Origin of the sequence: Acetobacterium sp. UBA5834 (assembly GCF_002435675.1) — a bacterium.
GTDB lineage: Bacteria > Bacillota > Clostridia > Eubacteriales > Eubacteriaceae > Acetobacterium > Acetobacterium wieringae.
Window position 1 is genome coordinate 102,697 of record NZ_DJGY01000069.1, and the last position, 24,932, is coordinate 127,628.

30 protein-coding genes are annotated in these 24,932 nt (G+C 44.4%); 12 read left to right on the top strand and 18 right to left on the bottom strand.

Translation table 11 applies throughout. From position 1 onward, the window contains the following. Window positions 1-131: 131 nt before the first annotated feature. The 7 genes from B3F51_RS14430 to B3F51_RS14460 form a co-directional block, all read right to left on the bottom strand. Window positions 132-1,148 (bottom strand): radical SAM protein, encoded by a 1,017-nt coding sequence (locus tag B3F51_RS14430; protein WP_286947795.1) that lies wholly within the window; start codon window positions 1,146-1,148, stop codon window positions 132-134. Between the two features lie 89 nt (window positions 1,149-1,237). Further along, window positions 1,238-1,597, bottom strand: coding sequence for an ArsR/SmtB family transcription factor (locus B3F51_RS14435; protein WP_286947797.1), 360 nt, complete (start codon window positions 1,595-1,597; stop codon window positions 1,238-1,240). 408 nt (window positions 1,598-2,005) lie between these two features. Further along, on the bottom strand, window positions 2,006-2,371 hold the full coding sequence (gene arsD, locus B3F51_RS14440) for an arsenite efflux transporter metallochaperone ArsD (RefSeq protein ID WP_286947799.1): 366 nt from the start codon (window positions 2,369-2,371) through the stop codon (window positions 2,006-2,008). 64 nt (window positions 2,372-2,435) lie between these two features. Beyond that, on the bottom strand, window positions 2,436-2,714 hold the full coding sequence (locus B3F51_RS14445; RefSeq protein ID WP_286947801.1) for a hypothetical protein: 279 nt from the start codon (window positions 2,712-2,714) through the stop codon (window positions 2,436-2,438). Between the two features lie 67 nt (window positions 2,715-2,781). Next, on the bottom strand, window positions 2,782-4,497 hold the full coding sequence (arsA, locus tag B3F51_RS14450; protein WP_286947802.1) for an arsenical pump-driving ATPase: 1,716 nt from the start codon (window positions 4,495-4,497) through the stop codon (window positions 2,782-2,784). A gap of 115 nt (window positions 4,498-4,612) precedes the next feature. After that, complete coding sequence (gene lpdA, locus B3F51_RS14455) at window positions 4,613-5,998, bottom strand: dihydrolipoyl dehydrogenase (RefSeq protein WP_286947804.1); 1,386 nt, start codon at window positions 5,996-5,998, stop codon at window positions 4,613-4,615. A 68-nt stretch (window positions 5,999-6,066) separates the two neighbouring features. After that, on the bottom strand, window positions 6,067-6,795 hold the full coding sequence (locus B3F51_RS14460; protein WP_286947806.1) for a gamma-glutamyl-gamma-aminobutyrate hydrolase family protein: 729 nt from the start codon (window positions 6,793-6,795) through the stop codon (window positions 6,067-6,069). A 247-nt stretch (window positions 6,796-7,042) separates the two neighbouring features. Here B3F51_RS14460 and B3F51_RS14465 point away from each other — a divergent pair, with 247 nt between their 5' ends. Together B3F51_RS14465 and B3F51_RS14470 are read left to right on the top strand one after the other, a co-directional pair. Then, window positions 7,043-8,194: an aminotransferase class V-fold PLP-dependent enzyme gene (locus tag B3F51_RS14465; protein WP_070371411.1), complete on the top strand. Its 1,152-nt coding sequence runs from the start codon at window positions 7,043-7,045 to the stop codon at window positions 8,192-8,194. Then, a complete protein-coding gene (locus B3F51_RS14470; RefSeq protein WP_070371410.1) occupies window positions 8,194-8,733 on the top strand; it encodes a (Fe-S)-binding protein in 540 nt (179 codons plus the stop codon). Before B3F51_RS14465 ends, B3F51_RS14470 begins: the two co-directional genes overlap by 1 nt. 82 nt (window positions 8,734-8,815) lie before the next feature. On the opposite strand, the gene B3F51_RS14475 is transcribed toward B3F51_RS14470, so the two are convergent. Genes B3F51_RS14475 through B3F51_RS14495 form a run of 5 tightly spaced genes read right to left on the bottom strand, consistent with a single transcriptional unit; the run spans window position 8,816 to window position 11,149 of the window. Then, window positions 8,816-9,223 (bottom strand): putative zinc-binding protein, encoded by a 408-nt coding sequence (locus B3F51_RS14475; protein WP_148637049.1) that lies wholly within the window; start codon window positions 9,221-9,223, stop codon window positions 8,816-8,818. Beyond that, the gene (locus B3F51_RS14480; RefSeq protein WP_286947809.1) at window positions 9,220-9,627 is read right to left on the bottom strand and encodes a putative zinc-binding protein; all 408 of its coding nucleotides are present in this window, start codon (window positions 9,625-9,627) and stop codon (window positions 9,220-9,222) included. Before B3F51_RS14480 ends, B3F51_RS14475 begins: the two co-directional genes overlap by 4 nt. Next, window positions 9,620-10,468, bottom strand: coding sequence for a glycine cleavage system protein GcvH (gcvH, locus tag B3F51_RS14485; RefSeq protein WP_250936067.1), 849 nt, complete (start codon window positions 10,466-10,468; stop codon window positions 9,620-9,622). The genes B3F51_RS14480 and gcvH overlap by 8 nt, the downstream gene beginning before the upstream one ends. Then, complete coding sequence (locus B3F51_RS14490) at window positions 10,461-10,775, bottom strand: 4Fe-4S dicluster domain-containing protein (protein ID WP_250936069.1); 315 nt, start codon at window positions 10,773-10,775, stop codon at window positions 10,461-10,463. Before B3F51_RS14490 ends, gcvH begins: the two co-directional genes overlap by 8 nt. Window positions 10,776-10,777: 2 nt before the next feature. Next, window positions 10,778-11,149, bottom strand: coding sequence for a hypothetical protein (locus B3F51_RS14495; RefSeq protein WP_070371406.1), 372 nt, complete (start codon window positions 11,147-11,149; stop codon window positions 10,778-10,780). A 194-nt stretch (window positions 11,150-11,343) separates the two neighbouring features. Between B3F51_RS14495 and B3F51_RS14500 the strand changes: the two genes are divergently transcribed. The 4 genes from B3F51_RS14500 (at window position 11,344) to B3F51_RS14515 (ending at window position 13,103) form a co-directional block, all read left to right on the top strand. Then, window positions 11,344-11,643: an ArsR/SmtB family transcription factor gene (locus B3F51_RS14500; protein WP_070371405.1), complete on the top strand. Its 300-nt coding sequence runs from the start codon at window positions 11,344-11,346 to the stop codon at window positions 11,641-11,643. 24 nt (window positions 11,644-11,667) lie between these two features. Then, window positions 11,668-12,030, top strand: coding sequence for a putative zinc-binding protein (locus B3F51_RS14505; RefSeq protein WP_070371404.1), 363 nt, complete (start codon window positions 11,668-11,670; stop codon window positions 12,028-12,030). 214 nt (window positions 12,031-12,244) lie between these two features. Then, window positions 12,245-12,676, top strand: coding sequence for an arsenate reductase ArsC (locus tag B3F51_RS14510; protein ID WP_148637054.1), 432 nt, complete (start codon window positions 12,245-12,247; stop codon window positions 12,674-12,676). 19 nt (window positions 12,677-12,695) lie between these two features. Beyond that, the gene (locus B3F51_RS14515) at window positions 12,696-13,103 is read left to right on the top strand and encodes an arsenate reductase ArsC (RefSeq protein WP_148637055.1); all 408 of its coding nucleotides are present in this window, start codon (window positions 12,696-12,698) and stop codon (window positions 13,101-13,103) included. A gap of 62 nt (window positions 13,104-13,165) precedes the next feature. Here B3F51_RS14515 and yqeC read toward each other — a convergent pair whose 3' ends face one another. The 4 genes from yqeC to B3F51_RS14535 form a co-directional block, all read right to left on the bottom strand. Further along, the gene (gene yqeC / locus B3F51_RS14520; RefSeq protein ID WP_286947812.1) at window positions 13,166-13,897 is read right to left on the bottom strand and encodes a selenium cofactor biosynthesis protein YqeC; all 732 of its coding nucleotides are present in this window, start codon (window positions 13,895-13,897) and stop codon (window positions 13,166-13,168) included. Window positions 13,898-14,188: 291 nt separating this feature from the next. Further along, window positions 14,189-15,508 (bottom strand): ribosome biogenesis GTPase Der, encoded by a 1,320-nt coding sequence (der, locus tag B3F51_RS14525; RefSeq protein ID WP_286947814.1) that lies wholly within the window; start codon window positions 15,506-15,508, stop codon window positions 14,189-14,191. A gap of 98 nt (window positions 15,509-15,606) precedes the next feature. After that, window positions 15,607-16,926, bottom strand: a complete 1,320-nt coding sequence (locus tag B3F51_RS14530) for a DUF512 domain-containing protein (RefSeq protein ID WP_286947817.1) — start codon at window positions 16,924-16,926, stop codon at window positions 15,607-15,609. A gap of 117 nt (window positions 16,927-17,043) precedes the next feature. Further along, entirely contained in the window at window positions 17,044-17,748 is a 705-nt protein-coding gene (locus B3F51_RS14535; protein WP_286947819.1) for a 4Fe-4S double cluster binding domain-containing protein, read from the bottom strand. Window positions 17,749-17,832: 84 nt separating this feature from the next. On the opposite strand from B3F51_RS14535, the gene B3F51_RS14540 reads away from it, so the two are divergent. After that, window positions 17,833-18,354 (top strand): DUF4364 family protein, encoded by a 522-nt coding sequence (locus B3F51_RS14540; RefSeq protein ID WP_070371398.1) that lies wholly within the window; start codon window positions 17,833-17,835, stop codon window positions 18,352-18,354. An 81-nt stretch (window positions 18,355-18,435) separates the two neighbouring features. On the opposite strand, the gene B3F51_RS14545 is transcribed toward B3F51_RS14540, so the two are convergent. Next, window positions 18,436-18,801, bottom strand: coding sequence for an ABC transporter ATPase (locus tag B3F51_RS14545; RefSeq protein ID WP_070371397.1), 366 nt, complete (start codon window positions 18,799-18,801; stop codon window positions 18,436-18,438). 294 nt (window positions 18,802-19,095) lie between these two features. On the opposite strand from B3F51_RS14545, the gene B3F51_RS14550 reads away from it, so the two are divergent. The 4 genes from B3F51_RS14550 to B3F51_RS14565 are packed head-to-tail and all read left to right on the top strand — an operon-like array spanning window position 19,096 to window position 22,058. Then, window positions 19,096-19,818 (top strand): amino acid ABC transporter ATP-binding protein, encoded by a 723-nt coding sequence (locus B3F51_RS14550; RefSeq protein ID WP_070371396.1) that lies wholly within the window; start codon window positions 19,096-19,098, stop codon window positions 19,816-19,818. A gap of 52 nt (window positions 19,819-19,870) precedes the next feature. Beyond that, a complete protein-coding gene (locus B3F51_RS14555) occupies window positions 19,871-20,683 on the top strand; it encodes a transporter substrate-binding domain-containing protein (protein ID WP_070371395.1) in 813 nt (270 codons plus the stop codon). Further along, entirely contained in the window at window positions 20,683-21,405 is a 723-nt protein-coding gene (locus tag B3F51_RS14560) for an amino acid ABC transporter permease (RefSeq protein ID WP_070371394.1), read from the top strand. The genes B3F51_RS14555 and B3F51_RS14560 overlap by 1 nt, the downstream gene beginning before the upstream one ends. Further along, window positions 21,399-22,058, top strand: coding sequence for an amino acid ABC transporter permease (locus B3F51_RS14565; protein WP_148637059.1), 660 nt, complete (start codon window positions 21,399-21,401; stop codon window positions 22,056-22,058). The genes B3F51_RS14560 and B3F51_RS14565 overlap by 7 nt, the downstream gene beginning before the upstream one ends. A gap of 220 nt (window positions 22,059-22,278) precedes the next feature. Here B3F51_RS14565 and ytvI read toward each other — a convergent pair whose 3' ends face one another. After that, window positions 22,279-23,358 (bottom strand): sporulation integral membrane protein YtvI, encoded by a 1,080-nt coding sequence (ytvI, locus tag B3F51_RS14570; RefSeq protein ID WP_070371392.1) that lies wholly within the window; start codon window positions 23,356-23,358, stop codon window positions 22,279-22,281. Between the two features lie 641 nt (window positions 23,359-23,999). Between ytvI and B3F51_RS14575 the strand changes: the two genes are divergently transcribed. Beyond that, window positions 24,000-24,887 (top strand): hypothetical protein, encoded by an 888-nt coding sequence (locus B3F51_RS14575; RefSeq protein ID WP_148637061.1) that lies wholly within the window; start codon window positions 24,000-24,002, stop codon window positions 24,885-24,887. The last annotated feature ends 45 nt before the right edge of the window (window positions 24,888-24,932 follow it).

A 24,932-nucleotide genomic window follows, 5' to 3' on the forward strand; every position in this document is an offset into this window, starting at 1 on the left:
CTAATTAATTAAATGCTTAATTTAATATTAAAACATTGATATCTAATTGTCAACAATTAAACAAAAAAAACACTGTGAACTGAATTAGGTCCCGCTTCACAGTGTTTTCTTTAAAAATCGATACTGAATGGTTACGGACAGCGGACAAAATTTCGAACCCATAGACAATCGGCGCAGGAAGGGGTGTTGAAATAGCAATCGTACTTGGTGTCTTCCACCAGACTGCAGCCGCCTCTTAAATCACAGTCGATGCAGGAGGGGTACTGGTTATTATAAACCGTATGCCAAAAACTCTGATAGTCTTTTCCTTCGATTATCTCTTTCAGGGAACGTTCTTTGATATTGCCAAAAGAATGTTTGATGACCCTTTTTTTATCACCAAAGACGTATTCGTCATAACTGTTTGCCAGCCGATAACAGGACATCACTTCCCCCTGGGTATCAATATAAATATAGCCCTTATCGATAAAGGTACAGCGTCGTTCGGTTTTTAATTCCATATCGGGGATATTTATTTTTATGTCACGATAAGTAAATATTCTCTCCAGATAAGCCTTGCCTTCTGGATTTTCATAGCGGTTGTAAAAAATATCGTCAGCATCTTTTTCATTGATCGGCAGCAGGTGAGAAAGCGATAAACGGTGAAAGCCGTAATGTCGCATCATATTCATGATGTCAAATAAGGCCTCGGCATTGCTTTTAGTCAGTACATAGGCAACCCCCACTTTCGGCGTCGGTGAATGGGTTTGTTTATGATAATTGGATATGGTTTCAAAGGTTTTGATCAGTTGATCCTTTACACCTTGAGTATCTTCATGATACTGATCGGCTGAAAAATAGACTTCTGTGAATTTTTCACATAATACCTTAGCAATTTCTTCGGTCATAATTCCGTTACTGGTCATCAGCAGTTTATAGTCTTCAAATAACTCGACCGCTTCTTTAAAATGGGGGTAAACTGTTGGTTCCCCGATCCCGCCGAAAAAAACCTCCGCCAGGGCGGGAAATTCTTTGACCTGTTCCCGGATCGATTTGAGCAGGTCCAAATCCATATCACCTTCAACCGTATCCCAGGTATGCCGAAAACACATCTCACAATTCAGATTACAGCGATTTGTGAGTTCAATATAAATTCGTTTCAGTTCCATATTTGCCTCGCTTCATTCTTGTTCTCCCAAATGACAGGGGATTAGAAAGTCTATAACGACTTACTTTGCTTCCCCATCGATTTCATTATTTACACGATCAATGCAGTGATACTGTGGCAGGTTAATTCACTGTTTCGATACTGACCCAGCTTATTTAATTCAGCCACCAGAAAATCTTCTTTACCTAATTCTGTTTCGAAAATTGCCGTCAGAAAGGGATGTTCGACGAAAAGCAGGTCTTTGATTTTGTAATAGGCAAATTTATTCTCGCGACGACTTTCCAAAAAACCGGCATCGCTCATTAACCGCAGATGTTTGGACAAATTAGATTGCGAAATACCTAATAAATACTCCAGTTCGCAAACACATAATTCCTGCACATAAAGTAAATTCAGAATTCGCAAACGATTGGTATCCGACAATACTTTAAGTATTTCGATGACTGTCATTTTTTCCTCCATTTATGGTTTTGGTTACTTTAGGGTTACCCTAAAAAATTACGCACTGATTTAGTTGTATTTTTTGTTTCAGTTCTTTGGGGGGGGTTCCGGTATCGACATTACTAATCATTTGGATTTCGGCCATAATTGAAAAGCCAACTTCTTCAGGCGATATGTCGCAGACATCCAGGCCTACCAGGGTATGTACTTGTTCAAGAAAAATTTGAGGTGAACCCTTCTTCTGGCAGTTGTTTGTATATTTCTTTTAAGATCTAAGCTAAAGGTTGTTTGATCAGGTTGCATGAAAGCAACGTTCAAACAACCTTTAGCAAAGTAAAATCTCATCTTTATATTTATTCATTGAAAGTTAATTTATGCTTCTATTTTGATTTATTTTTAAGCGATCACTTAAACAAATTAATTATTTACGGTTACCGTTGCCATTTGGGCTTTGAGAACCAACTTCATCAATTCTTCTTCAGTAAGTCCGGCCCAGGTTGCCAATTCGGTATTTGAAGGGTATCCTTGTTTCTTTTTCACCTCTCCGTCAACTAGGGTAACCGGAAGTACGGCAACTCCTTCATTAAGAATTAAATCATTAACAGTTTTGTTTACCACAAAGGCCATGGGATCTTCAGATAAACCGTACCTCAGAATTTTTTTACCCTCGGTTTCCAGAACGTTTAACATCGCTGAAACTCTCAGCAATTCGGGATCGACGCCGGGACCACAGACACCGGTTGAACAGCACATAGCTGGATCATATATTTCTACTTTACTCATTTGATTCTCCTTCTAAAAGGACTTGCCTTTTGATACTATCTGATTAACCCAGCAACTTATTGAATTAACAACAACCTGAAGCCTGAGCTGTATCTTCAACAACCAGCTTGCCCTCTTCATTTATTTTTAATGTAACCGTATTGGTTTTAAGCACTGCTTCGCCGTCCATCAGCACGTTAATTCCATTGACAATAACGGGTTGATCGTCTGCTTTTTTATTGGTAAAAGTAAAATAAAGGGAGCTGCCACAACAACCTTGTTGCAGGGTTGCCTGGAGTGAGTCCTGACCGTTTTCTTTTAACATTTCTTCCAATACCACTTTTGCTTCATCTGTAATAATCATTTTATTTCTCCTTTTGTTTTATATTTTAATCTATTGAGTTGGTTTTTTATCTGTCAAAACTGATTCGTTATTTTTTCCAGGGAATAACCACATAATTGCCGTTAGTATCTTCGGCGATTCGTTTAATCCATTTTTGTTCGTTATTGGCTCTGGCCCGCAAAAACGGATCCTTGGTATCGGTGGCCAACAAGCTGGCATTCATCACCCACCATTTGCTCAAAATCCCGGCCCGTTTTAAATCGGCTTCTAACCGGAGAGCCTCAAAAACTGGGGTTGCTTCTGGCAGGGCGACGATAACAACTTCGGTTTCGGCCTGATTTTGCAGACGTGGGAGCAGATTGACGACGGAATCGGGAATATCGGCATTGGATCGCTGCATTTCTTTATGGTAACTTTCAGTAGAGTTGAGTAGCAGCAGGGTATGTCCGGTGGGGGCGGTGTCAATGACAACCACCCCATCTTCAGCTTTTTCGACCTGTTCCGCAAAGGCTCTGAATACAGCAATTTCCTGGGTACAGGGCGATTCCAGATCTTCAATGATATAGTCGATGTCATCTTGACTCATGTTAGCTGCTTTGGCTTTACCAATGACTTCATCCCGGTATTTCTGCAGTTCTTCGGCTTCATCAATATTACTGACGGTGATATTTTCCCCGCCCATGGTTGCGGCACTGAGATGACCAGCCGGGTCGGTGGTGGTCAGATAAACCTTTTTGCCCATTTTTGAAAGGCCCAGCGCAATCGCAGCGGCAATGGTGGTTTTACCGACGCCGCCTTTACCCATGGTAAAGATAACTTTTTTGTTGGAATCAACCATGTCTTTGACCAGGTTTTCCAAACCGGGCAAATCGCTGATTTTCTGTACTTGCTCTGTTTCAATCACGTCGTCTTCAGTAAACAGGCGACGAATGTTGTCGACCCCGGCAACGTTATAGGCCCGTAATGGCAGGGTATAAATATCCAGGGTTTTTAAGCTGTTGGGAATATTTTTGACGGCATCTTTTTGCTTGCCATAGAAAGCGGTGGCAATGTCATCGGATTGGTCAAAGTTTTCCAGGGCCCCATTGATGATCAATAGTTGATTGTCCACCCCAATTTCTTTAAGTTCCTTTGATGCTCTGGCCGCTTCGGCCAGTGGCGATGGTTCGGGACGGGAAACCAGAATCAGGGTCGTCTTGTCGCCATCGGATAAGGTGCGTACAGCTTTTTCATACATCTTCTTTTGTTCGGTCAAACCCGATAACTGCCCCAGGCAGGAAGCGCCATGGGTACTTTCATCAATAAAGCTATCCCAGGCTGATGGCAGTTGCAGCATTCTGAGGGTGTGTCCGGTGGGGGCGGTATCAAAGATAATATAATCATAGTCTTGACTCATTTTTTCATCGGTGATGAAGCGGGAAAATTCGTTAAAGGCCGCAATCTCAACGGTGCAGGAACCGGCCAGCTGTTCTTCCATACTGGCAATGGCCACATCGGGTAATTTTCCCCGATAAGGGCCAACGACTGACTCCTTATACTCTTCAGCGGCCTGGATCGGATCCAGGTTGGCAACCACGAGATTGGGGACATTCTTAATCGTTACCCCTTGACCGGTTAATGCGGTTTCAAAAACATCCTGTAAATTTGACGCCGGATCGGTGCTGACGAGAAATACACGCTTGCCCTGATCAGCAAGACTCACTGCCGTGGCACAGGCTGTGGAGGTTTTGCCGACGCCGCCTTTGCCGGTATAGAATAAATATTTTGTTAAGCTAACCTGATCGGGTGAAAAATTCTTATACATAATAATCCTTCTTTCTTATATGAATGATCTTTCATATGTCTTATTGATCATATGATAAATCATTCATACGACAATGTCAAGTGTTTTTTTGTTCATCATAAATATTTTTAAATTTTCACAAATGCATCTTAACTTTATTTATTGATTTTCCATGGACATCATGAAGGGCTTCCATGATCGCTTCGGACAGGGTCGGGTGCGGATGAATCACCTCCCCAAGGGCTTCAGCCGTTAAGCCGAGGTGGACGGCCATGGTCAATTCGGCCAACAGGTCGGTGGCCTCTGGTCCGATAATCGTGGCACCAATGATCACATCCTCCTGATTGACAATAATTTTAACCTGGCCCTGAATTTTCCCGATGATCTGGGCTTTACCCAGTGATCGGAAATCAAAACTGCCGGTTTTATACTTGATCCCCTTAATCTGCGCTTCTTTTTCGGTTAACCCGACTGCGGCAACCTGGGGGTCGGTATAAACACATCGGGGGATCGCTTTATGGGCGCCGGATTTATTGTGCCCCAGCATATTTTCGGCAGCGATTATCCCTTCTTTCGAGGCGACATGGGCCAAATATGGGCTGTTAATCAGATCCCCCACGGCATAAATACCGGCAACACTGGTTTCCAGACGATCATTAACTTCAATATGCCCCCTGGAATCAGCAGCGATTCCCAATGCTTCCAGATTCAGACCACTTGCAAAGCTGGCCCGGCCAATGGCAAGCAACATCATTTCGGCCGTTAAGGTTTTGCCATCTGCCAATGTCACCACGACTTCAGTGTCCGAAACCGCCACAGCGGTCACACTGTTGGCGGTGATGACTTTTATTTTTTCTCGTTTGAATTGCCGCATGACTTGTTTGGCGACATCCTCATCCTCGGAGGGCAGCAGCTGTGGGGCCATTTCGACAATCGTGATCTGGGTCCCCATCCGACTAAAAAACTGTCCCAGTTCACAACCGATGACGCCGCCGCCAACAATAATCATCGATTTGGGCGGCTGTTGCAGTGACAGGGCCTCGGTGCTGGTAATCACCCGCACACCATCATACTGAAACAGTTCCGGACAGATCGGGACGGACCCGGTGGCCAGTAGGATTTTATCACTGACCAGGGTTTCAAGCCCGCCATCGTTTAACTCGACGCTGACGGTATGGGCATCGATCAGTCGGCCAGTCCCTCGCACCAGCGTAACCCCATTTGATTCAAAAAGAAATTCAATTCCCTTAACCAAACCGGATACCAGCTTGTCTTTGCGTTCAACGATCTGTTTAAGATCCGCATAAGTGTGTTCATTGAATACCCCAAATTTTTCAGCTTCCAACGAGGTTGTCAAAACATCAGCCGAAGCCAGCAACGACTTAGTTGGAATGCAGCCAATATTCAGGCAGGTTCCCCCAACTGTATTTTTCTCGACTACGGTCACTTCTGCACCTAACTTGGCGGCCATAATAGCGGCTTCATAGCCACCCGGTCCAGCACCAATAATTGTAATTTTCATATTCCCTCCTTTTCCCGAATCATTGTATATTTTTAATACTTGAATACATCGCTATTATCAATCGAGTCTCAACTTTTGCGATTGCTTTTCGCCGCATTGACAAAAGCCGCAAATAATTTTTTTGCATTACTATCGGTTTTTAGCAGCTGTTCGGGATGCCATTGAACGCCTATTCCAAAATCCAAGGCTTTTATCTCGACCGCCTCAATCAGATCATCCAGACTGGTCGCAATCGACGAAAGTCCATTTGCCAGATTTCCGATTCCCTGATGATGAACACTATTTACCAGGATCTTGTCTTTATCTAAAATCTGATGAAGTAAGGTGTTCTTTTGAATACTAATTTCATGGACGGGAATATCAAAGGGTGTCTTTTGAAAATGTTGTAGGGTCATCCCAATTTCCTTTACCCCTAAGATGTCTTGTTTTAAAGTACCGCCTAATGCCACATTGATCAATTGCATTCCACGGCAGATTCCTAATACCGGTTTGTTTTCTTTAAGAATCGCTTTAAAAAGATTTAACTCCAGCTCATCCCGTTTAGGCGAAATCTCATCTGAACAGTTACACAAAGGCTGTCCATATAAACTGGGGTTGATATCCTGGCCCCCGGTAAAAAGAAAACCGTTAAATTCTCTTACTAAAGTTTTAATATCTGTCTTGTTTTTGGCAAAAGGAAGCAACACTGGTAAACCACCGCCTTCCAGGATGCCATTCATATAGGGTGGGGCGATATAAATTCTTTTTTCAATTGCGTTGTATTGAGGCAGTACCCCAATTATCGGTTTGCGTTTCATTGACTTCTCCCTGACGCTCTGATCTTTGTGATTGCATGTATTCATATAACTCAATGATCATATGATATAAGGTTCATCTGAAAGTGTCAACTGTTATTTTTTACCAAATATTTTGAGTATAATGTGGTTAGTCGATTAAAATCAACCCAAATTCTACCTGTTAAATTTATTGACGAATTTATTTTTAGCGCTTATGATAAAAGAGATAACTAAGGATATTATTAAATGATTATAGAAGGAGACATATATGGATATTTATCTGGATAATGCGGCCACCACCTTTCCCAAGCCACTGGCCGTTCCTGATGCGATTTATGATTATATTGTCAATAATGGCGGGACTTCTGGACGCGGCTCCTACGAAAAGGCGATTCTGGCCGATGGCCTGGTTTATCAGACCAGAAAAAGTCTGGCCAAATTGTTCAACCACAACGACCCCAAAACAGTGGTGTTTACTTCTTCCGTTACGGAATCGTTAAATCTGGCCCTTCAGGGTATTTTAAAACCTGGCGATCATGTCGTCACCAGTGCGCTGGAGCATAATGCTGTCTGGCGCTGTCTGAAAACCCTGGAGCGGGATCGGGGCATTACGATTTCAGTGGTTCCGGCCACGGCTCAGGGCGAAACGGCGATCGAGGATGTGGAAGCGGCGATCACGCCGGAAACCCGGATGATTGTTTTTACCCATGCTTCCAATGTACTGGGAACCATTCAACCGATTGGCGAGATCGGCGCTTTAGCCCGCAAGCAGAACCTGCTTTTTCTGGTGGATGCCGCCCAGACGGCGGGGGTGATTCCCATTGATGTCCAGGCCCAGAATATCGATCTGCTGGCCTTTACCGGCCACAAAAGCCTGTTGGGGCCAATGGGTACCGGCGGCCTGGTTGTCAATTGCGAGGCTGAAATTCATCCCCTTATCTCCGGCGGGACCGGCGGAGATTCAGCCTATGAATACCAGCCGGATTATTATCCCAACCATCTGGAAGCCGGTACCATGAATGTCAGCGGCATCATCGGTCTGGGGGCCGCACTTTCGTTTCTGGAGGCTGAAGGCCTGGCGACAATCCGTCATAAAGAGGATGCTCTGATGGATTATGCCCTCAATGCGTTAAGTACGGTGCCGGGAATCGAAATTTACGGTCCCCGGGATTCTTCCAAAAGTGTTGGCGTGATTCCGTTTAATCTCGAAGGTCACGTCCCCGAAGAAATCGCCTTTTATCTGGATCAGGAATGTCAGGTGATGATCCGTGCTGGCTTACATTGCGCCCCCAGTGCCCATCGTCTGATTGGGACGGTGAGCCGGGGCAGCTGTCGCATCGGGATTGGCTATTTCAATGAACCGGCGCATATCGATGCCCTGGTTAATGGCTTGAAATCATATTTAAAGGAGAATAACTAATGTACCTCGAAACCATCAGTCTTATTTACATCAAACCCTGCACCACCGGGGGCGGTCGGATTAAATTTCGGGCGAAGCTCAGCAATCCGGTTCCTGACGTCATGCCCTATCTCAATACGGTGATTAAAACCGGCCTTTATATTCCGTCGGCCCAAACCTTTACCTATAAGATCGGCAGTCATATTATCAATATCCACGATCGCAATCTTACCTGTACCCAGTTAACCAATGAAGCCCAATGTTATGAAATGATCGATCATATTTATAATCTGATCAATGACACCTGGTCGAATCGAGAAAATATTGAACCCAATGAGGAAACCCGGGAGCGCCCCAGTGCGATACAGCTTTATAAATTGTTGCCTAAGAAAATCGGCTGTAAGGTCTGTGGCCAGGGTTCCTGCATGGCCTTTGCCTCCAAACTGATATTAGGCAGCTGTCGGCTGAACCAGTGTAGCCTGATGAAAGAGGATGAATATGCTCCCAATTATCTAAGCCTCGAAGCCCATCTGCAGCTGCTGGGTTATGAAACCGACTGAGTCCGTTAAACCAAAATAATCATCTTAACCCAAAAGCCAGATCGTTTTTGTCAATGATCTGGCTTTTGTGATGATGGTTTTGTTATTGTTTGGCTAAAATATCGTCAAAGATCTGACAGGTTATAGCAGCGGTTTTGTTGACATACTCATGGTGTTCGTCGGTTAGATGACGGGTTGACAAGGGCTTTTCCAGGGCTTTGTCTTCGCCGATAATCTCGGTCACATCGACGCTACCGGCAACCTGATTGCTGTATTTTACAATGGCCCGTTTGGCACAGCATTTGGAACAGCCATCGACGGCGATGGTCGGATATTTTTCGGCAAATTCCCGTTCGCCGCCATCACCAGCGATAAATAAGGGCAGACAAAGGGTCGATACCATCCCCGGTTTGAGTTCTTCCATCATTTTACGCACTGCCAGCCGGGAAATGGTCCCCCCCAGGCACTCTTCGCCGCTGCAGGAAATAATCCCAATTTTATTGTTTATCATAGCAAGTCACCCCCACCTTTTATTTCTTTAACATCGTCAGCTAAAATTTCGGCCAGTTCTTCGGCATAGTTCCAACCGTCTTGAGTAAGGGCAGTTCCCGTACCATGTTCTTCACCGCGATGGGCTTTCATAAAATCGGGAACCTTATGACTTTTAACGACAACGCCGCCGGTTTCTTCGACACTTTTTTTAGCGCAGTATTTGGCACAACCATCCATGGTGATGCAGGATTTGCCGTTAATCTTGGCCACGACCTCATCATCACCGGTGACCACATGGGCCAGGCAGAGGGTCTCGGTGTCGTTGGGACACTTTTCCTCAGTTACCATTAATACCGATTCTCTGGCCAGTAAACCAAATACTTTGCCAATTCCGCTGCAGGGGATTACTTTTATTTTAGACATCGATTTCTGCTACCTTTCGTTGTAAAAATTCAAAATAGGCCGGGCAATCGTGGAGAAGATCTTGATCTTCGGAAAAATCACGGAGTTTCACTTCCACCAGCCAGCCTTTTTCGTAGGGACTTTCGTTGACCTGTTCCGGGGCATCATTTAAACTGCTATTGACAGCCACCACAGTACCAGAAACCGGTGAAATAATTTCAAACACCGCTTTGCTGGACTCGATGCTGCCTAAATCGTCAAACTGTTCAAACTCATCGCCGATTTCCGGCGGGTCGACATAGAGAATGTCTGACAGGTTCTGTTGTACATAATCACTGACCCCCACCCGAGCCATCTTTCCGGACACGGTCACCCAACAGTCGTTTTCATTGAAGAAATAATTGCTTTGGGGGACCTTGAAAATAAATTTTCCATGGGAAAAGCTGTTATACTCAACCGCTTCCGGTTCAATAAACTCCGACTCCGCCTGATCAGCGGCACTACTATTTACTTTTGCCAAGACAGCCTGGACAACCGCCCGGGTGTCATCATTTTCCTGAATGTCGACCCCCAGTTTGATATCCAGGGTTTTGGCGACTTCACTGACATTGACTTTGTCCTTGATGGCCAGTTCCAGATCGCCAGCCAGTTTACTGGCACAGCGGGTATTGCAGCCATCGATGATGGTTAAATCGCCAGCGGCCAGGGCTTTTTCGTAGCGGCTGCGGTTCTGATTTAATAACACCGGACAGATCAGCGCTACTTCTGCTGACTGGGCCAGCTCCAGGGCCACTCGCCGGGACAGATCCCCGGCGCATTTATCCAGGCCGTTACAGGGCAATACACAAATTGACTCACTCATTGGCTTTGGCCTCTTTTTCTGCTGCTTTTTCTGCCTTACGGATGGCTTTGATCATCTTGGTGGTTTCGGTTTTATCCGGAAAGGTAATGGCATCCGGACCACAGGTTTTGGCACAGGCCCGACAGAAAACCACACAGTTATTGGGGTTTTTGACCTTTAACTTGGGTTTGGCATTCTCATCGACTTCAAAAACCTGATGGGGGCAGAATTTCACACAGTCCATACAATCGTTGCATTTTGAAAAATCAATACGGGGAGACCAGTCAATCCGATCCCGTTCGACACCCATAAAAGTTGATTCACTCATGGCTACACCTCATATCCCATTTCTTCCAGTTTGTTTTCCACCACTTCAAAGGCTTTTTCGTTGGTCATATCGCGGATATCCAGCATCACGGCATCTTCTTCAATATTAAGGCCGGCTTCTTTAAAGGCATCCTTGAACATTTTCCGTTGCATATTGGGGGCACAGGCGCCAATGATTACTTTGCGATGGGACTTTAAAAAATCAGCCAGAAAACGATCGCCATCTTCTTCGCACAGTTGTGGATGAATAAAGGCGTATTCCACCGGCAACTCGACCCGTACCTGGTTGATGAAATCCCAAATATCCATGGCTTGAAAGCCAGGACATTTTCCGGTACAGACACACATAATAAAACCTGGTAATTCTTGACTCATATCTTCCACCTCGTTTATAATATAATTAAATGCTTATGGTTGAATTCATTATACGCCTCTCGGTTATGGGTGTCAAGGGCAATAGATTAAGTTTGCATTTTTATAAGTGATTGCTTATAATGTTATAAAACCCATTCCGTTGTCAACCCTTTTAGCTGTGGAATCAGTTTAAAAATATCGAAAAGAGGTCAATTATGAATAGCGAAGATCTTTCTGTCAAAATATTCAAAGCGCTGGGTCATCCCATCCGCTTGCAAATAGTAAAATCACTTCTGGATCAATCACGTTGTGTTTGTGAACTTCTGCCTGCTTTTGATTATAGTCAGGCAAATCTCTCCCAGCATTTAAAAATTCTGCGTGAAGCGGGCATTCTGGAAAATAAAAAAATTGGGGTTGAAATGCATTATCGGGTAAAGTTAAAAGGCATCACAACACTGTTGGAAATTATGGATCAAACTGTTGAAGAATATTTTGAAACCCTGGATTTTAAATAAACCGCACGAAAGTAGGTAACGCATATGAAATTAAAAATTTATCCATGTCCCGGGCATTGCAATGTCAGTATGATGACCAAAACTGTGGCCCAGTATTTTGGTATTATTGATGAGGAAAACATCACCATCCTCCCCCATGTCAGCATGAACATTCTCGCAGAGGTTGCAGCGGCCGGTGATGATGAAAAATACATTTCTTTGAATGGCTGTCCGTCGACCTGTGCGTCGATGGCATATGAAGATATGGGGTATGAACTCTATGACGAAATTGTGATGACTCCCGATTATGATATTAAACACAATGAGAAATATCAGAATCTGGACGATATTGAGGCCGAAATCGAACACGTTCAGCAGGCCCTTGATAAAATATTAGCCAGTAACTGAGCAATTACAGGAGTGAATTATTTTGCTCACGATATTAATCGCTAAACTAAAGCATTCAGCAGAACACCCGGTAAGCATCGCACCCGCTTCAGGGTGTGTTTTGATTGTTTTAAAAGTTTCTGAGCAGTTTAAAAATTTAACATAACCAATCTCGCTGGCATCCTTTAATTATGTTATGCTTACAGTCAAATCTTTGTTGCAAGGAGTCAGAAATATGATTAAAGTACTATTTGTCTGTGTCCATAATTCCGCCCGCAGCCAAATGGCCGAGGCGTTTCTTAATGATTTGGGAAAAGATTACTTCATTGCCGAGAGCGCTGGTCTGGAACCGGGAACCATCAATCCTCTAATTATTAAGGTGATGGCTGAACTTGGCTATGATCTCAGTCAAAACCGAACCAATTCGGTGTTTGACTATTTCAAGGAAGGGCGTCTCTATTCAATTATCGTTAAAGTCTGTGACCTGGAGAATGGTCAGCGATGTCCAGTTTTTCCGCTGGCTATGAATGTCCTCGACTGGACCTTTGAAGATCCGGCTGATTTTACTGGTACCGAGGAAGAGCAGCTTGAACAAGCCCGCCATCTGCGTTATAAAATCCGGGAAAATGTCATCGATCTGATTAACACCTACAAGAATTCTATTTAGATAAAAAAGGGAGAAACCCATGAACAAACCCAAAGTTGCCTTTATCTGTGTTCATAATTCCTGCCGCAGCCAGATGGCTGAAGCCCTGGCAAAGAAATTTGCCAGTGATGTCTTTGACAGTTTTTCGGCTGGCACTGAGACCAAACCGCAAATCAATCAGGATGCCGTCCGCCTGATTAAAGCCCACTATGGTATTGATATGGAAGCGACCCAGCACTCCAAGTTGCTGACAGATCTGCCGCCGATTGACATTGTCATCAAAATGGGCTGCAATGTCGTCTGCCCCTACCTGCCCAGCCGCCATACTGAAGACTGGGGACTGGATGATCCCACCGGCAAAAGTGATGCCGAATTTCTGGCGATTATTGCTCAAATTGAGGAAAAGGTCGAGAATCTGGCTAATCTGATCCGAAATAACGAGCTCTAGTTTTTACATCCTGATCGGAACCACAAGCTAACATAAAAAAGTGTAAATTGTACTTTTTTATGTTAGCATCTGCAATCTTTGATCCAGCCTTCTTTAAGGGAACCGATAAAGCAGTGAGGAAAAATCATTTTGCCGATTTTGGCCATTTGTCGTGCATTTTCCAGATGCTCGCCATCGGCTTTATTGATCAGCAGAATGCGATCAACAGCCGGTCCAAAGTGGGGATCAAGCTTGGTACGAGAAAAGGTTGCAAGGGTCCGTTTTAAGGCCGTTTCATCAAAAAACAGCTCTTCCCCATCAAACAGCTGGGAGCGATGAAATAGGGTTTCATCGATTGGTCGCTTAAAGGTTTCAGCTCCCATCACATGAATGATTTTGGTGGTCAGGGTCGGAATGGCTGGCTCGTAGTCGGCATAGAATTTGTAGGGGCGGCGATTGGAACCATCTCCTTCATTAATAATTACCAGTGGGGATAGCGCCTGATGAAGCTTGTACAGATCGGCATCCTCAAAGCCAGCAATTTTCTGCTGGGCGACTTCTTCCCGGCCAATGATCCATTCTTTGGCTGGGTCTTTTTTTATTTCGGCTATAATGGTATCGATATCCGGATCAATCAGCAGCTGCGCCGGGTTTACATCGGCCACACAGATTTTGGCGGTGGTGGTGATCACATGGGCCTTGCCAGCGGCAGTAAGTTCCCGGCCCAGGGCAAACATCAGGGAGGTCTTACCGCCGCCACCAGTAATGGTGATGACCTCTGTCTCGGTTATTTGAAAAGTATCGATTAGATTCAAGGTATTCTCCTTCCGCAAAAGCTTTTTTTCTAACAACACTATTATTATATGACAAAAATGCGATGTTTAAAACGATCTTTTGCTTTTTTGAGAAGTCAACCAAACAACCATCAGACAACAAAAAAAAGACCCTCAAACGAATGAAGGTCTATGCAGCATAAAAATGTGAATCGTTTATCTTTGTCCATGATATTGCATACCTGTCCCATCCTGTGGTTGGGTTCCGAGATCACAAACACCATAATCAGAGTTTTTCCAGCAAACGGTCAAATACTTGTTATCAGATGCTTGTTACTCGGCCCGTTCCCGGATAAACAGACGGATCGGGGTGCCGAAGAAATCAAAGGTTTCACGAATCTTGTTTTCCAGATAACGCTGGTAGGAAAAATGAACCAGGGTCATGTCATTGACAAAGACCACAAAGGTTGGCGGATTGATAGCCACCTGGGAGGCATAATAAAGCTTTAAACGACGGCCATGTTTGGAGGGAGGCTGTTTCATCATCACAAATTCGGCCAGGGCTTCGTTAACCTTTCCGGTGGTGATCCGTTTGGCGCTTTGGGCCTTTACAAATTCAATGGTTTCAAATATTTTTCCCAGGCGCTGTCCAGTTTTGGCCGAGATGAAAATGATTGGCGCATAGTCCATAAAGGATAGGGCATCGCGGATGTCCCCTTCCATCTTTTTCATGGTTTTATTGTCTTTTTCGACAGCATCCCATTTGTTGACGATAATAATTGATGGTTTGGAACGATTATGAGCAATTCCGGCAATTTTGGCATCCTGTTCGGTGACGCCCTGGGAGCCGTCAATCAGAATCAGGACGATCTGACTGCGTTCGACGGCGGCAATGGCCCGGACAATGCTGTAACGCTCAATATCTTCATAGATTTTTTTCTTGCGCCGTAATCCGGCGGTGTCAATCAGGACGTAATCTTCGCCATCATAGCGGACGCTGGTATCGACGGCATCCCGGGTGGTGCCGGGAATATCGCTGACAATCAGCCGATCTTCGCCAAGCACCTTGTTAATCAGGGTCGATTTGCCGACGTTGGGCTTGCCGATGACGGCCACCCGCAGGCGCTCATCTTCGGACTCGTCTTCATCGTAATAACGCTTGACGCGGTTAATGATCTCATCGAGAAAATCCCCCAGTCCCAACCCCTGTTCTGCCGAAATGGCCAGCGGTTCACCGATACCGAGGTTGTAAAACTCAAAGACGTTGTTTACCAGGCTCTGACTGTCAACTTTATTAACGGCCAGTATCATATCCTTGTCGTGTTTACGGATCATATTGGCGACTTCCAGATCGGAGGCAGTCATCCCTTCCCGACCATCAACCAGGAGGACAATCAGATCGGCCATATCAATGGCCACCTCGGCCTGAACCCGCATCTGCAAGAGGATGTCATCCTTGGTGTGGGGTTCAATACCGCCGGTGTCAATCAGGGTGAAGTGGTGGTTTTGCCATTCAGCGTCGGCAATGATCCGGTCCCGGGTTACCCCGGGGGTGTCTTCGACAATGGCGATTCGTTCGCCGACTAATTTATTAAACAGGGTGGACTTGCCCACATTGGGACGGCCCACCACTGCGACGATAGGTTTTGGCATAATTCTTCCTCATTTCATTTATTATCATTTTGCGAAAATTACAAAAGTGCTTGCGCTTTGTTTGGTGTATAGTTGCTAGCTGATTGGTTTGGCCTGATTCACGTGGTGCAGTGGTCAAGCAGAGCCTGACCATCAAGGGGAACACTGGCAACTTTGACGCCTAGGGCATCGCTGAGACTTTCCAGGGTCCAGTCATCGAGAAGGGTATGACTGCCGCTGCGCAGAGCGTTTTCTGGTAGCAGCAGTAGATCACAGGGATCGTCGGCGAGCTGATTTTTTAGCTGAGCTAGGATATCAGTGCCAGTGACCAGGCCAGAGACGGTAATGGCTTCCCCAAAGAAGTGGTTGGTAATTGGGAAAACGGTCAGCGTCAGCCCGGGCACAGCGGCTGTGATGGCAGTCGCCAGTTCGTCCAGATACGTGGCCGCGGCAGTGCCGGTGATCAGCCCGATTTTTTTAGGTTGATTGCGGGTTTTTAGGGTTTTTAAATTAGCCAGGGCCTCAGTCAGAGACGTTTTAAAATCAGCCATCATCCCCACCCCGTTTTCAATCTGGGGAAAACCGTGATAATAATCACTGTCTGGAATTGGGCTCTGGGCCAGCAGGTAAAACTCATCGCTGGGATAGACAAAGCCATCACCATGCTGGGCTTCCATTTCACCATGAACAGCGTCGATCAGGGCCAGGGTTTGCCGGGCTTCATCCCGGGTAAAAAGCCGGAGCTCGGCGAGACCCTGACGGTGGTTGGACAGGCCCACTGGCACCACCGACACCGACTGCAGCACCGGGTAAAAGCGCTTTAGTTCATTAAGTGTCTTTTCCAGTTCGGGGCCGTCATTATAATCCGGTACCAGCACAATCTGACCATTCATCAAAATGCCATTTTCATAAAATGTTTCCAGGTAACGCATCACATCCCCGGCAAAACGGTTTTTAAGCATTTTAATCCGCAGTTCGGGATTAGTGGTATGAATCGACAGGTTCATCGGCATGATCCGGTAGCGGATAATCCGGTTTAGTTCATCCGGGGTCAGGTTGGTCATGGTGATGTAGTTGCCGGTTAAGAAGGACAGCCGCTCATCGTCGTCTTTGACATAAAGGCTTTCCCGCATGCCCTGCGGCAGCTGATCGATAAAGCAGAAAACGCAATTATTTTTGCAGGTTTTAGTGCCGATCATTGCTTCGGGAAAAACCACCCCCAGATCGTCCTCATATTCTTTTTCAATATCCAGCTCCCAGATCTCCCCATCCGGCTTTTCGATTTCCACCTCTAAGCAATCATCGGCAATCAGATAGCGGTAGTCGAGAATATCGGTGACCGGCATGCCGTTGATTGATAGCAGACAGTCCCCGGGGGTAACATCCATTTCGCTGAAAATGCTGTCTTTTTCAACAGCCTCTATAATAAACTTTTTCAATCGCTCTCACTGTTTCTTTACAATTTAAAAACTGCCAGCAAAACCAGCCGGCAGTTCTCCTTACCTATTATATAATACTTTCACTGAAAAAAAAACCTCTTTAAGAATTTTTCGCAATTATTGGCCGATGGGACAGCGAACCATGCAAAGGCCGCAGACCGCTCCCCGGCCAATATGCTGATAGGCCTCCTTCATCTGCTGGCTGCAGGCAAAGGCATCGTAAAGCTGGTTACGGGCCATCCCCGGGGTCCACAGCTGCCCTTCGATGGCCTGGGCCGGACAGGCCGTGACACAGACCCGGCAGCTGCCACAGCCGCTTTCGGTCACCGGGTCGCCGACATTAAAAGGAGCATTGGTCAGGATAGTGGACAGCCGTACTCGGGGGCCGTAGCGCTGGTGGATAAACAAGGCACTGCGGCCGATCCAGCCCAGCCCCGCCAGCACGGCACCAGTTTTATGGGAGAAGGCGCCGGTAAACGAATCATTAGGATCGGCCACCGACTGGGACGCCGGAATCGCCACGCTTGGATAACCAAGGGCCTCCAGACTGAGCAGCAGCCGCAGGCTGATATCATCGAGCAGACGGTTGACACTGCGGTAATGGCTGAAATAGGTTTGGGTCGGCTCCTCCACGATCTGATTTAAAATGCCATTGGACAGTTTGATAAGAATCGTGATGGCCCGGTTAAAGCCCATCCGTTTTTGCTCCGGTAGAATGGACAGATCAGAAAAGCCGACGGCCGTGGCACCCAGGGACTGCCCCAGGTGATTAATGGTGTGATTGAGGGCATCGGACTGATGACTGCAGATTTCTTTTTTCATTTTCTCCTCTTTTTTACACAGAAATAGGGAAATTCACCCATTGATGTGTTACAATAGCATTACAAAACAAAGGTGGTGATATTTATGCTCTTTAATTCTTCGCAACAGGCTGAAGATAAATTAATCATACTCTATGTCCTACAAAAAATCAAAACCGCGTTAACCCGGGAGCAGATTGCTCTGATCATTATTGAAAACCTGCAGATTGGTTATTTTGATATCCAACTCTACATTGACGATCTGATCAAGGACGATTTTCTTTCAACGCTGGAATATGACGGTAAATCAGTATTGAGCTTAACGCCCATGGGCAAGGATACGCTGACGGTTTTTCACGATAAAATCCCCACTTATATTGCCGAGATGATTGATCTTTACTTAAAGGAAAACCGGGCCAAGATTTTTAAAGAAGTAAAAATTACTGCCAACTACCAGAAATTGGGCGAAACCGACTATCTGGTGGAACTAAAACTTCAGGAAAACAATATGGTTTTAATGGAGATCGCCTTAAATGCCCCGACCCTGAAACTGGCGCTGGACATCTGTAATCGCTGGAAAGAAAATACCCAGGAGTTATATGCGTCGGTATTGAATCTATTAACCTGATTAATTTTATAGCAACACATTCAAAAGGTTGGCCACTGGGGTTTTAACCCGATAGCCAACCTTCGTCGTCGTTGCGTATAGTTATTTCTTATGGGTTCCGATGACATCACGTTTGATCCGATCTTCCACCCGACGGTTTAACCACATGATCGCTGTCTCAATATGTACCAAGGCCATCGCATTCTCAGTACACTCAAACTCCCCTTCCTGGAATAGCTTTAAGCGATCTCTGACAATCTCAAGCAAATCAGAATCAATGACGCCGACTTCCGATATGGGTTCGTTTCTGGCTCCTTTTTGAAACTTAATTCTTGCCAGCTCAACTGGATCATCGTCTTTAGTCCGAATAACATACTCGTTATAAGCATTGCCGACGCCCTTGTCAGCGACTCGATAAACCTCATTTAAATTGCCTTTGTACTGAACGGTTGTTATTTTCTCACCCATTTTGCTGCCTTCTTTCCACTCTAAGTTGTATTCACTCTAAGTTATATTTGATTATACCCCTTTATACCCAAAACCGAATCGCATATTCAGTTCTTTTGAGCATTGACGTTCTTAATAGTGCAACTTTTTAAACGCTTGACAAAAGCTCTTCTTCATAATATTATTGTAAAAGGGTTTTTTATATTTAAAAATAATTTATGTAGCGAGGGAGCTTCAAATATACTATAACACAGTGCGTATATTTTATGGAAGTTCTTTTTTTGGCTATTGACATTAGATTTGGAGGAAGAATAATTGATTAAACTTCAAGATGTGAATAAGTATTTTGGTGAACACCATGTGTTAAAAGATATTAATCTGGAGGTTGCAGAGGGTGAAAAATTAGTAATTATCGGACCGTCAGGTTCGGGCAAGAGTACCACCGTTCGTTGTATGAACTTTCTGGAAGCACCTACTTCCGGGCATGTTTTTATCGATGGTGAAGAACTTACGCAAAAAAATAAAATTCAACTGGTGCGACAAACATCGGCGATGGTATTTCAGAGTTTTAACTTGTATCCCCATAAAACCGTGCTGGAAAATCTGACCCTGGCACCGATCAAACTGCAAAAACTGTCCAAAGAAGAAGCCATCAAAAAAGCCCGTAAATATTTGGCGATTGTTGGCTTGAGTGAAAAAGAAAATGCTTATCCGGCAACCTTGTCCGGGGGACAACAACAGCGGGTCGCTATTGCCAGAGCCCTGGCAACTGAAAAAAAGATTATCCTTTTTGATGAACCAACATCAGCGCTGGATCCGGAAACAGTTCAGGAAGTGTTGGATGTCATGATCAAGTTATCAAAGGAAAACATCACCATGGTAGTGGTTACCCATGAAATGGGTTTTGCCCGGGTGGTTGCCGATCGGGTCATCTTTATGGACGATGGCCGGATTGTGGAAGAAGGAAAACCGGAACATTTCTTTGAAAACCCAACCGAGGAACGAACAAAACTCTTTCTCAGTAAGATTCTGCGTTAATTTCTAATGTCGCAAGCGATATTAGTTATTATATTTTATATTTAGGAGGAAAATGACTATGAAAAAGGTACTCTCTGCTCTGCTTGTTTTATGCCTGGTGTTTACCTTGGCAGCCTGTTCGTCGTCAACTGGTTCAAAGGACAATGCTACCACTGATGGTAGTTTGGACGCAGTTGTTAAAGCCGGTGTTTTACGTGTCGGTGTTAAAGAAGACGTTCCCAACTTTGGGCTGCGTAACACCACTACTGGTGAAATCGAAGGGTTTGAAATTGATCTTGTCAAGCTGTTGGCCAAAGCAATTCTCGGCGATGAAAATGCTTATGAATTAACACCGGTAACGGCTAAAACCCGTGGTCCATTACTTGACAATGGCGAAGTCGATCTTGTTATTGCAACCTTTACGATTACGGACGAACGAAAATTAACTTACAACTTCTCGACCCCGTATTATGAAGATGCGGTTGGTCTGCTCGTTAAAAAAGATGCCGGATTCAAAGGTTTAGCTGACATGAATGGCAAAGTAATTGGTGTTGCTCAAAGTGCGACCTCCAAAGATGCTGTTCAAAAAGTTGCCGATGAAAAAGGGATTACGGTATCATTCTCAGAATATGCGACTTATCCAGAGATCAAGGCAGCTTTAGACTCTGGACGCGTTGATGCTTTCTGTGTCGATGGTTCAATTCTTGGTGGCTATGTTGACGATACGACCATGATCTTGCCAGACCGCTTCTCACCGCAACAATATGGTGTTACCTCAAAACTTGATAACATAGCTCTGACTGAAGCAGTTGACGGCTATATCAACGGATGGTTAGAAGATGGCACCATTGAAGGCCTGATCACGAAATGGGGACTTAATTATTAATGAATAGTTCTAATCCTTTTGCCTTATGGCGTTGGGAGAAGATGTTTGGAGAATGGCAAATGTTTGGCGAAGGGTTTCTGCGAACCATTGAGGTCGCAGCCCTCGCCTTGATACTTGCTCTTGTTCTGGGTATTATCTTTGGCGTTATCTCAACTTCAAACAATAAAGTAATGCGTGGGATCGCAAGGATTTATGTTGAGTTCTTTCAAAACACTCCCCTGGTTATTCAGGTTTTCTTTTTGTATAATGGTCTGGCCATTGCGGGACTGCGGCTAAGTGTGTTTGTAATTGGGGTTCTAGGCATAGGGGTTTATCATGGTGCTTATGTTTCCGAAGTTGTTAAAACGGGAATTACTTCCATTCCGGAGGGACAAGTCGAAGCGGCCAAGTCCCAGGGTTTTACTTATATTCAGTATATGCGCTATATTATTCTACCCCAAACAATTAAGATTATTCTGCCACCGCTTACCAATCAGGCCGTCAACCTGATTAAAAACACTTCCGTTCTGGCGATGATTTCTGGTTTTGATCTGATGTATATGGCTGATTCATGGGCATCATCCAGTCTTGATTATGGGCCATCTTATGTTTTTGCCGGTCTCTTGTATTTTATGCTCTGTTTCCCATTGGCAACCTGGGCAAGAAAATATGAAGAACGTCTCAAACGCAATGACACGACCCGTACTCTCTATGATCCATGTGAGGAGGCCGTAACATGTTAGACGTTTTTAAAAATGTATTTACGCCTTCAAATGTTGAATTCTTAGCCAAAGGCATGGCGTTAACCATAGCGATTTCAGTATCGGTTGTTATTATCTCGATTATTTTTGGAACCATACTGGCTTTGCTGCGAACGTATGAAAAGCGCTTTTTGGGCAAATTGGCTGGCTTCTATATTGAAATGTTTCGAAATACACCCTTACTGCTCTGGATTCTGGTGTGTTGCTTTATGATTCCCTATGGCACCATTGTCATTCGTGGCGGATTAGCTTTGACTTTATACACTTCAGCGGTTATTGCAGAAATTGTCCGTGGCGGTTTAAACGCCATCGCCGAGGGCCAGTTCGAAGCCGCTACATCTCAGGGGTTTACGCTGATCCAAACATTAATCTACATCGTTTTGCCCCAATGTTTTAAAAGTATTGTGCCTTCCCTGCTTTCGCAGGTCATTACAACTGTTAAAGATACCTCTTTCTTGCAGGTTGTTGCAATTCCCGAGTATACTCGCAGCGGATTTGTGGTTATGGGACGCTATACGACGACACCTGAAGTTTTTATGATCTTTGCGGTGTTGGCAGTTGGTTATTTTGTGATTTGTTTCAGCCTGTCGTGTGTGGTTCGCAGCTATCAGAAAAGAACACAAATCGCCAGATAATGAAACAATTCCAGATAATAATGAATGAGTTAAAACGTAAACAAAGTCATGGATTGATTTTAATCCATGACTTTGTTTTAATTACGGCATCGTTATTAACCAGGATCGGTGCTTAGTGGTTTTCTATATTTGGGTCGCTGCGCCAGGTTGGTGCATGCCAATGACTAAACCATTTAACCTTAACTGCTGGAGTGATTTTTCTTTTTGGCGGCCAAGGGCTTTATTTGAAGAGCTTTACCGTTCCCACATCATTTAAATGTTTCAGTAGTGACAGGGCAATGGGAAAACCAAACAGGCCCAGAACCCCCAGTAAATTAACACCGATAAACATGCTCATTAAGGCCACCACCGGGTGCAGGCCCAATTGACCGCCGACGATTTTAGGCTCTAAAATATTGCGGATGACTGTCACAAAAACATAAACCAGGATCAAGCCCAGCGCCGTCTGATAGTTACCCTGAAGCAGGGTGATCACCGACCAGGGGATCATTATCCCACCGGTTCCCAGCACGGGTAAAATATCGAAGATGGCAATAAAAAAGGCAATCAGAATGGGGTTGTCAATCCCGACAATTGAAAGTCCAATGGAGAGTTCAACAAAGGTAATTGACATAATCAGGGCATAGGACCGGATCACCACAAAGAGGGTATTGACGATGTAATTTTTAATAGTCTGGAAAATCTCATTGGCTTTCTCGGAAAACTGCCGGAAAACAAAGGCTGACAGCATTTCGTAATCAACCGCCATGAAAAAGGTGGCAATGACCATCAAGAGCATTTTGATTAAAAAAGCCGGCAGCGACCCGGCCAGGTCTGATAAGAAGGCCACAAAGGCCAAGGAGATACTGGTGACATTATCCCCCAGGGAATTGACCAGCTGTTCCGATGCTGCATTGAGGACATCAACCAGGGCCGCATCAATCAGAAAGACGGTTTGTTCTATCCCGTCAAAAGTGGTCAGCAGAAAGGGTCTGAGCTGATACTCGTAGATATCGGGTAAGGCACTGATGGTTTGCGTCAGGGTTGAGATTAATTTAACTCCCACCAGGGCAACCAGAATCCCGGCACCACCGTAAAACACCAGAACCAGAACAAACGATACCAGTTTGTTTGGCAACCGGGTCCATTCAGAAATTGCTTTGGCCGGGCCTTTAAGCAGATATGCAATCAGGAAAGCCAGGATAAAAGGGCTTAGTAACGAAATTGCATACTCAAAAATGAGATACACAATCGCCACCACTAAAAGAATGTAGACAGCATTGATGATAAACTGTCTTTTTTTGTCATAAGGGGATTCCATTTATTCCTCCAATTTTTATTTGTGATCGGTAATTGCGAAATTGCACTGACAGTAATCATTGTTCAACTTAATTCACTTCGCATTGATCGATTATATGTGAACACCAGACGGGGTTCGATCGATAACAAAACCGTTTCTCAGATAAGCTGAAAAACGGTTTATAAAGACATGATTTTTCTTCAAATTTATAATACTAAAAAAGACCACAAAAAACAGCACTTAAAATACTGCGTCGAGGTCTACGATGGTAGAATAAGAGACTTAATCGAACTAAACACGGTTTTAGTTTAGGGCGCAAGTTAAAATTAATCCTATGCGTCTCGTCAGGTTCATCATTCACTTAATGATCACTCTTTTTTTTATTATTGTTGTAATTTTACCGCTTCTGATTGTAAAGATCAATGAATAAATCAAGATTAACATCATTTACAAAAACGGTATGGCCGCACTGGTCTGATTGACCCAAGCCACGGAATAGTCCAGGGAAATGCGCTGGCCACAGTGCTGATATTCAGCCATTGACAAATATTTCTATTTAATATATATTTTAATCCAATAAGTAGAAAAAAGCGTCGTTTGTTGTCAATAATATTAATTAAAATCAAATATTTGCAATTGCAAAGTGAAAATGGTGGTTAGCTATGAATAATGAAATAATCGAGTTTATCAAGGAAACTGAAAAAAAGATTACCCCGGATGGAATTGCGATGACCTTTAACAACGCTCAAAAACTGATGAAACTACCTAAATTCATCCAAAATTTTATTATCAAACAAAATACCAAAAATAATCAGTACATGGGCTTTGTGGTTGAACCCTATAGTTTGTTTTTAGCCTATGAGATTACTCCAGAACAGGTTAAAGAATACATCCCCGATAACTATGAGCTCGTACCGATTTCGATATTTGATCACTCTGATAAAAAGCATTGCGCAATCATCGGATGTTTTAATGTTCATACGAGTGTTTTTTGGGGTTCGCGATATGAGCTGTATGTGATTGCCCGGAACAAAACGACCAATTTAATTTCCTGGGTGATCTGTGACTATGAATCCAATACCTTTCACTATGATCCGGGCCAAGGTTTTCTCCCCTCCACCTTACAGAAATCGGTTTTTACAACCACCTATAATGGCAAGCTGATTTGTGATATTGAAGGTCAGGATAGCCCCACCAGAATGGATTTGATCATTGATATCAATCAGTATAATTGCGTTTTTTTGAATCAGCGCTTATGGATTGAAGGTAATTTATCAATTGATTATGCCGGAGAGCTTGACAACAACGGCAATGATCCCTTCGGACTCATCTTTGATCCGATGGAAATGAAGTGTGCCCAACATATTGAAGTCGATCAAATCGAGATCAGGCAACTTGATTTTGGCTTCATCAATTCTCAGATGAAACCCTTTGAAGCATGCTGTTTTCCGTTTGCCCAGCATTATATGACAACCATCTTTCCCCAGGGACATCTGATGAAGGACGAAAATGACCTGTATGCCAAAATCAGCGAGATTGTCAATCAATAGGGTGCCGATTATCCGGCATTCGTGGCAGCAGGCACTCGTATAAGG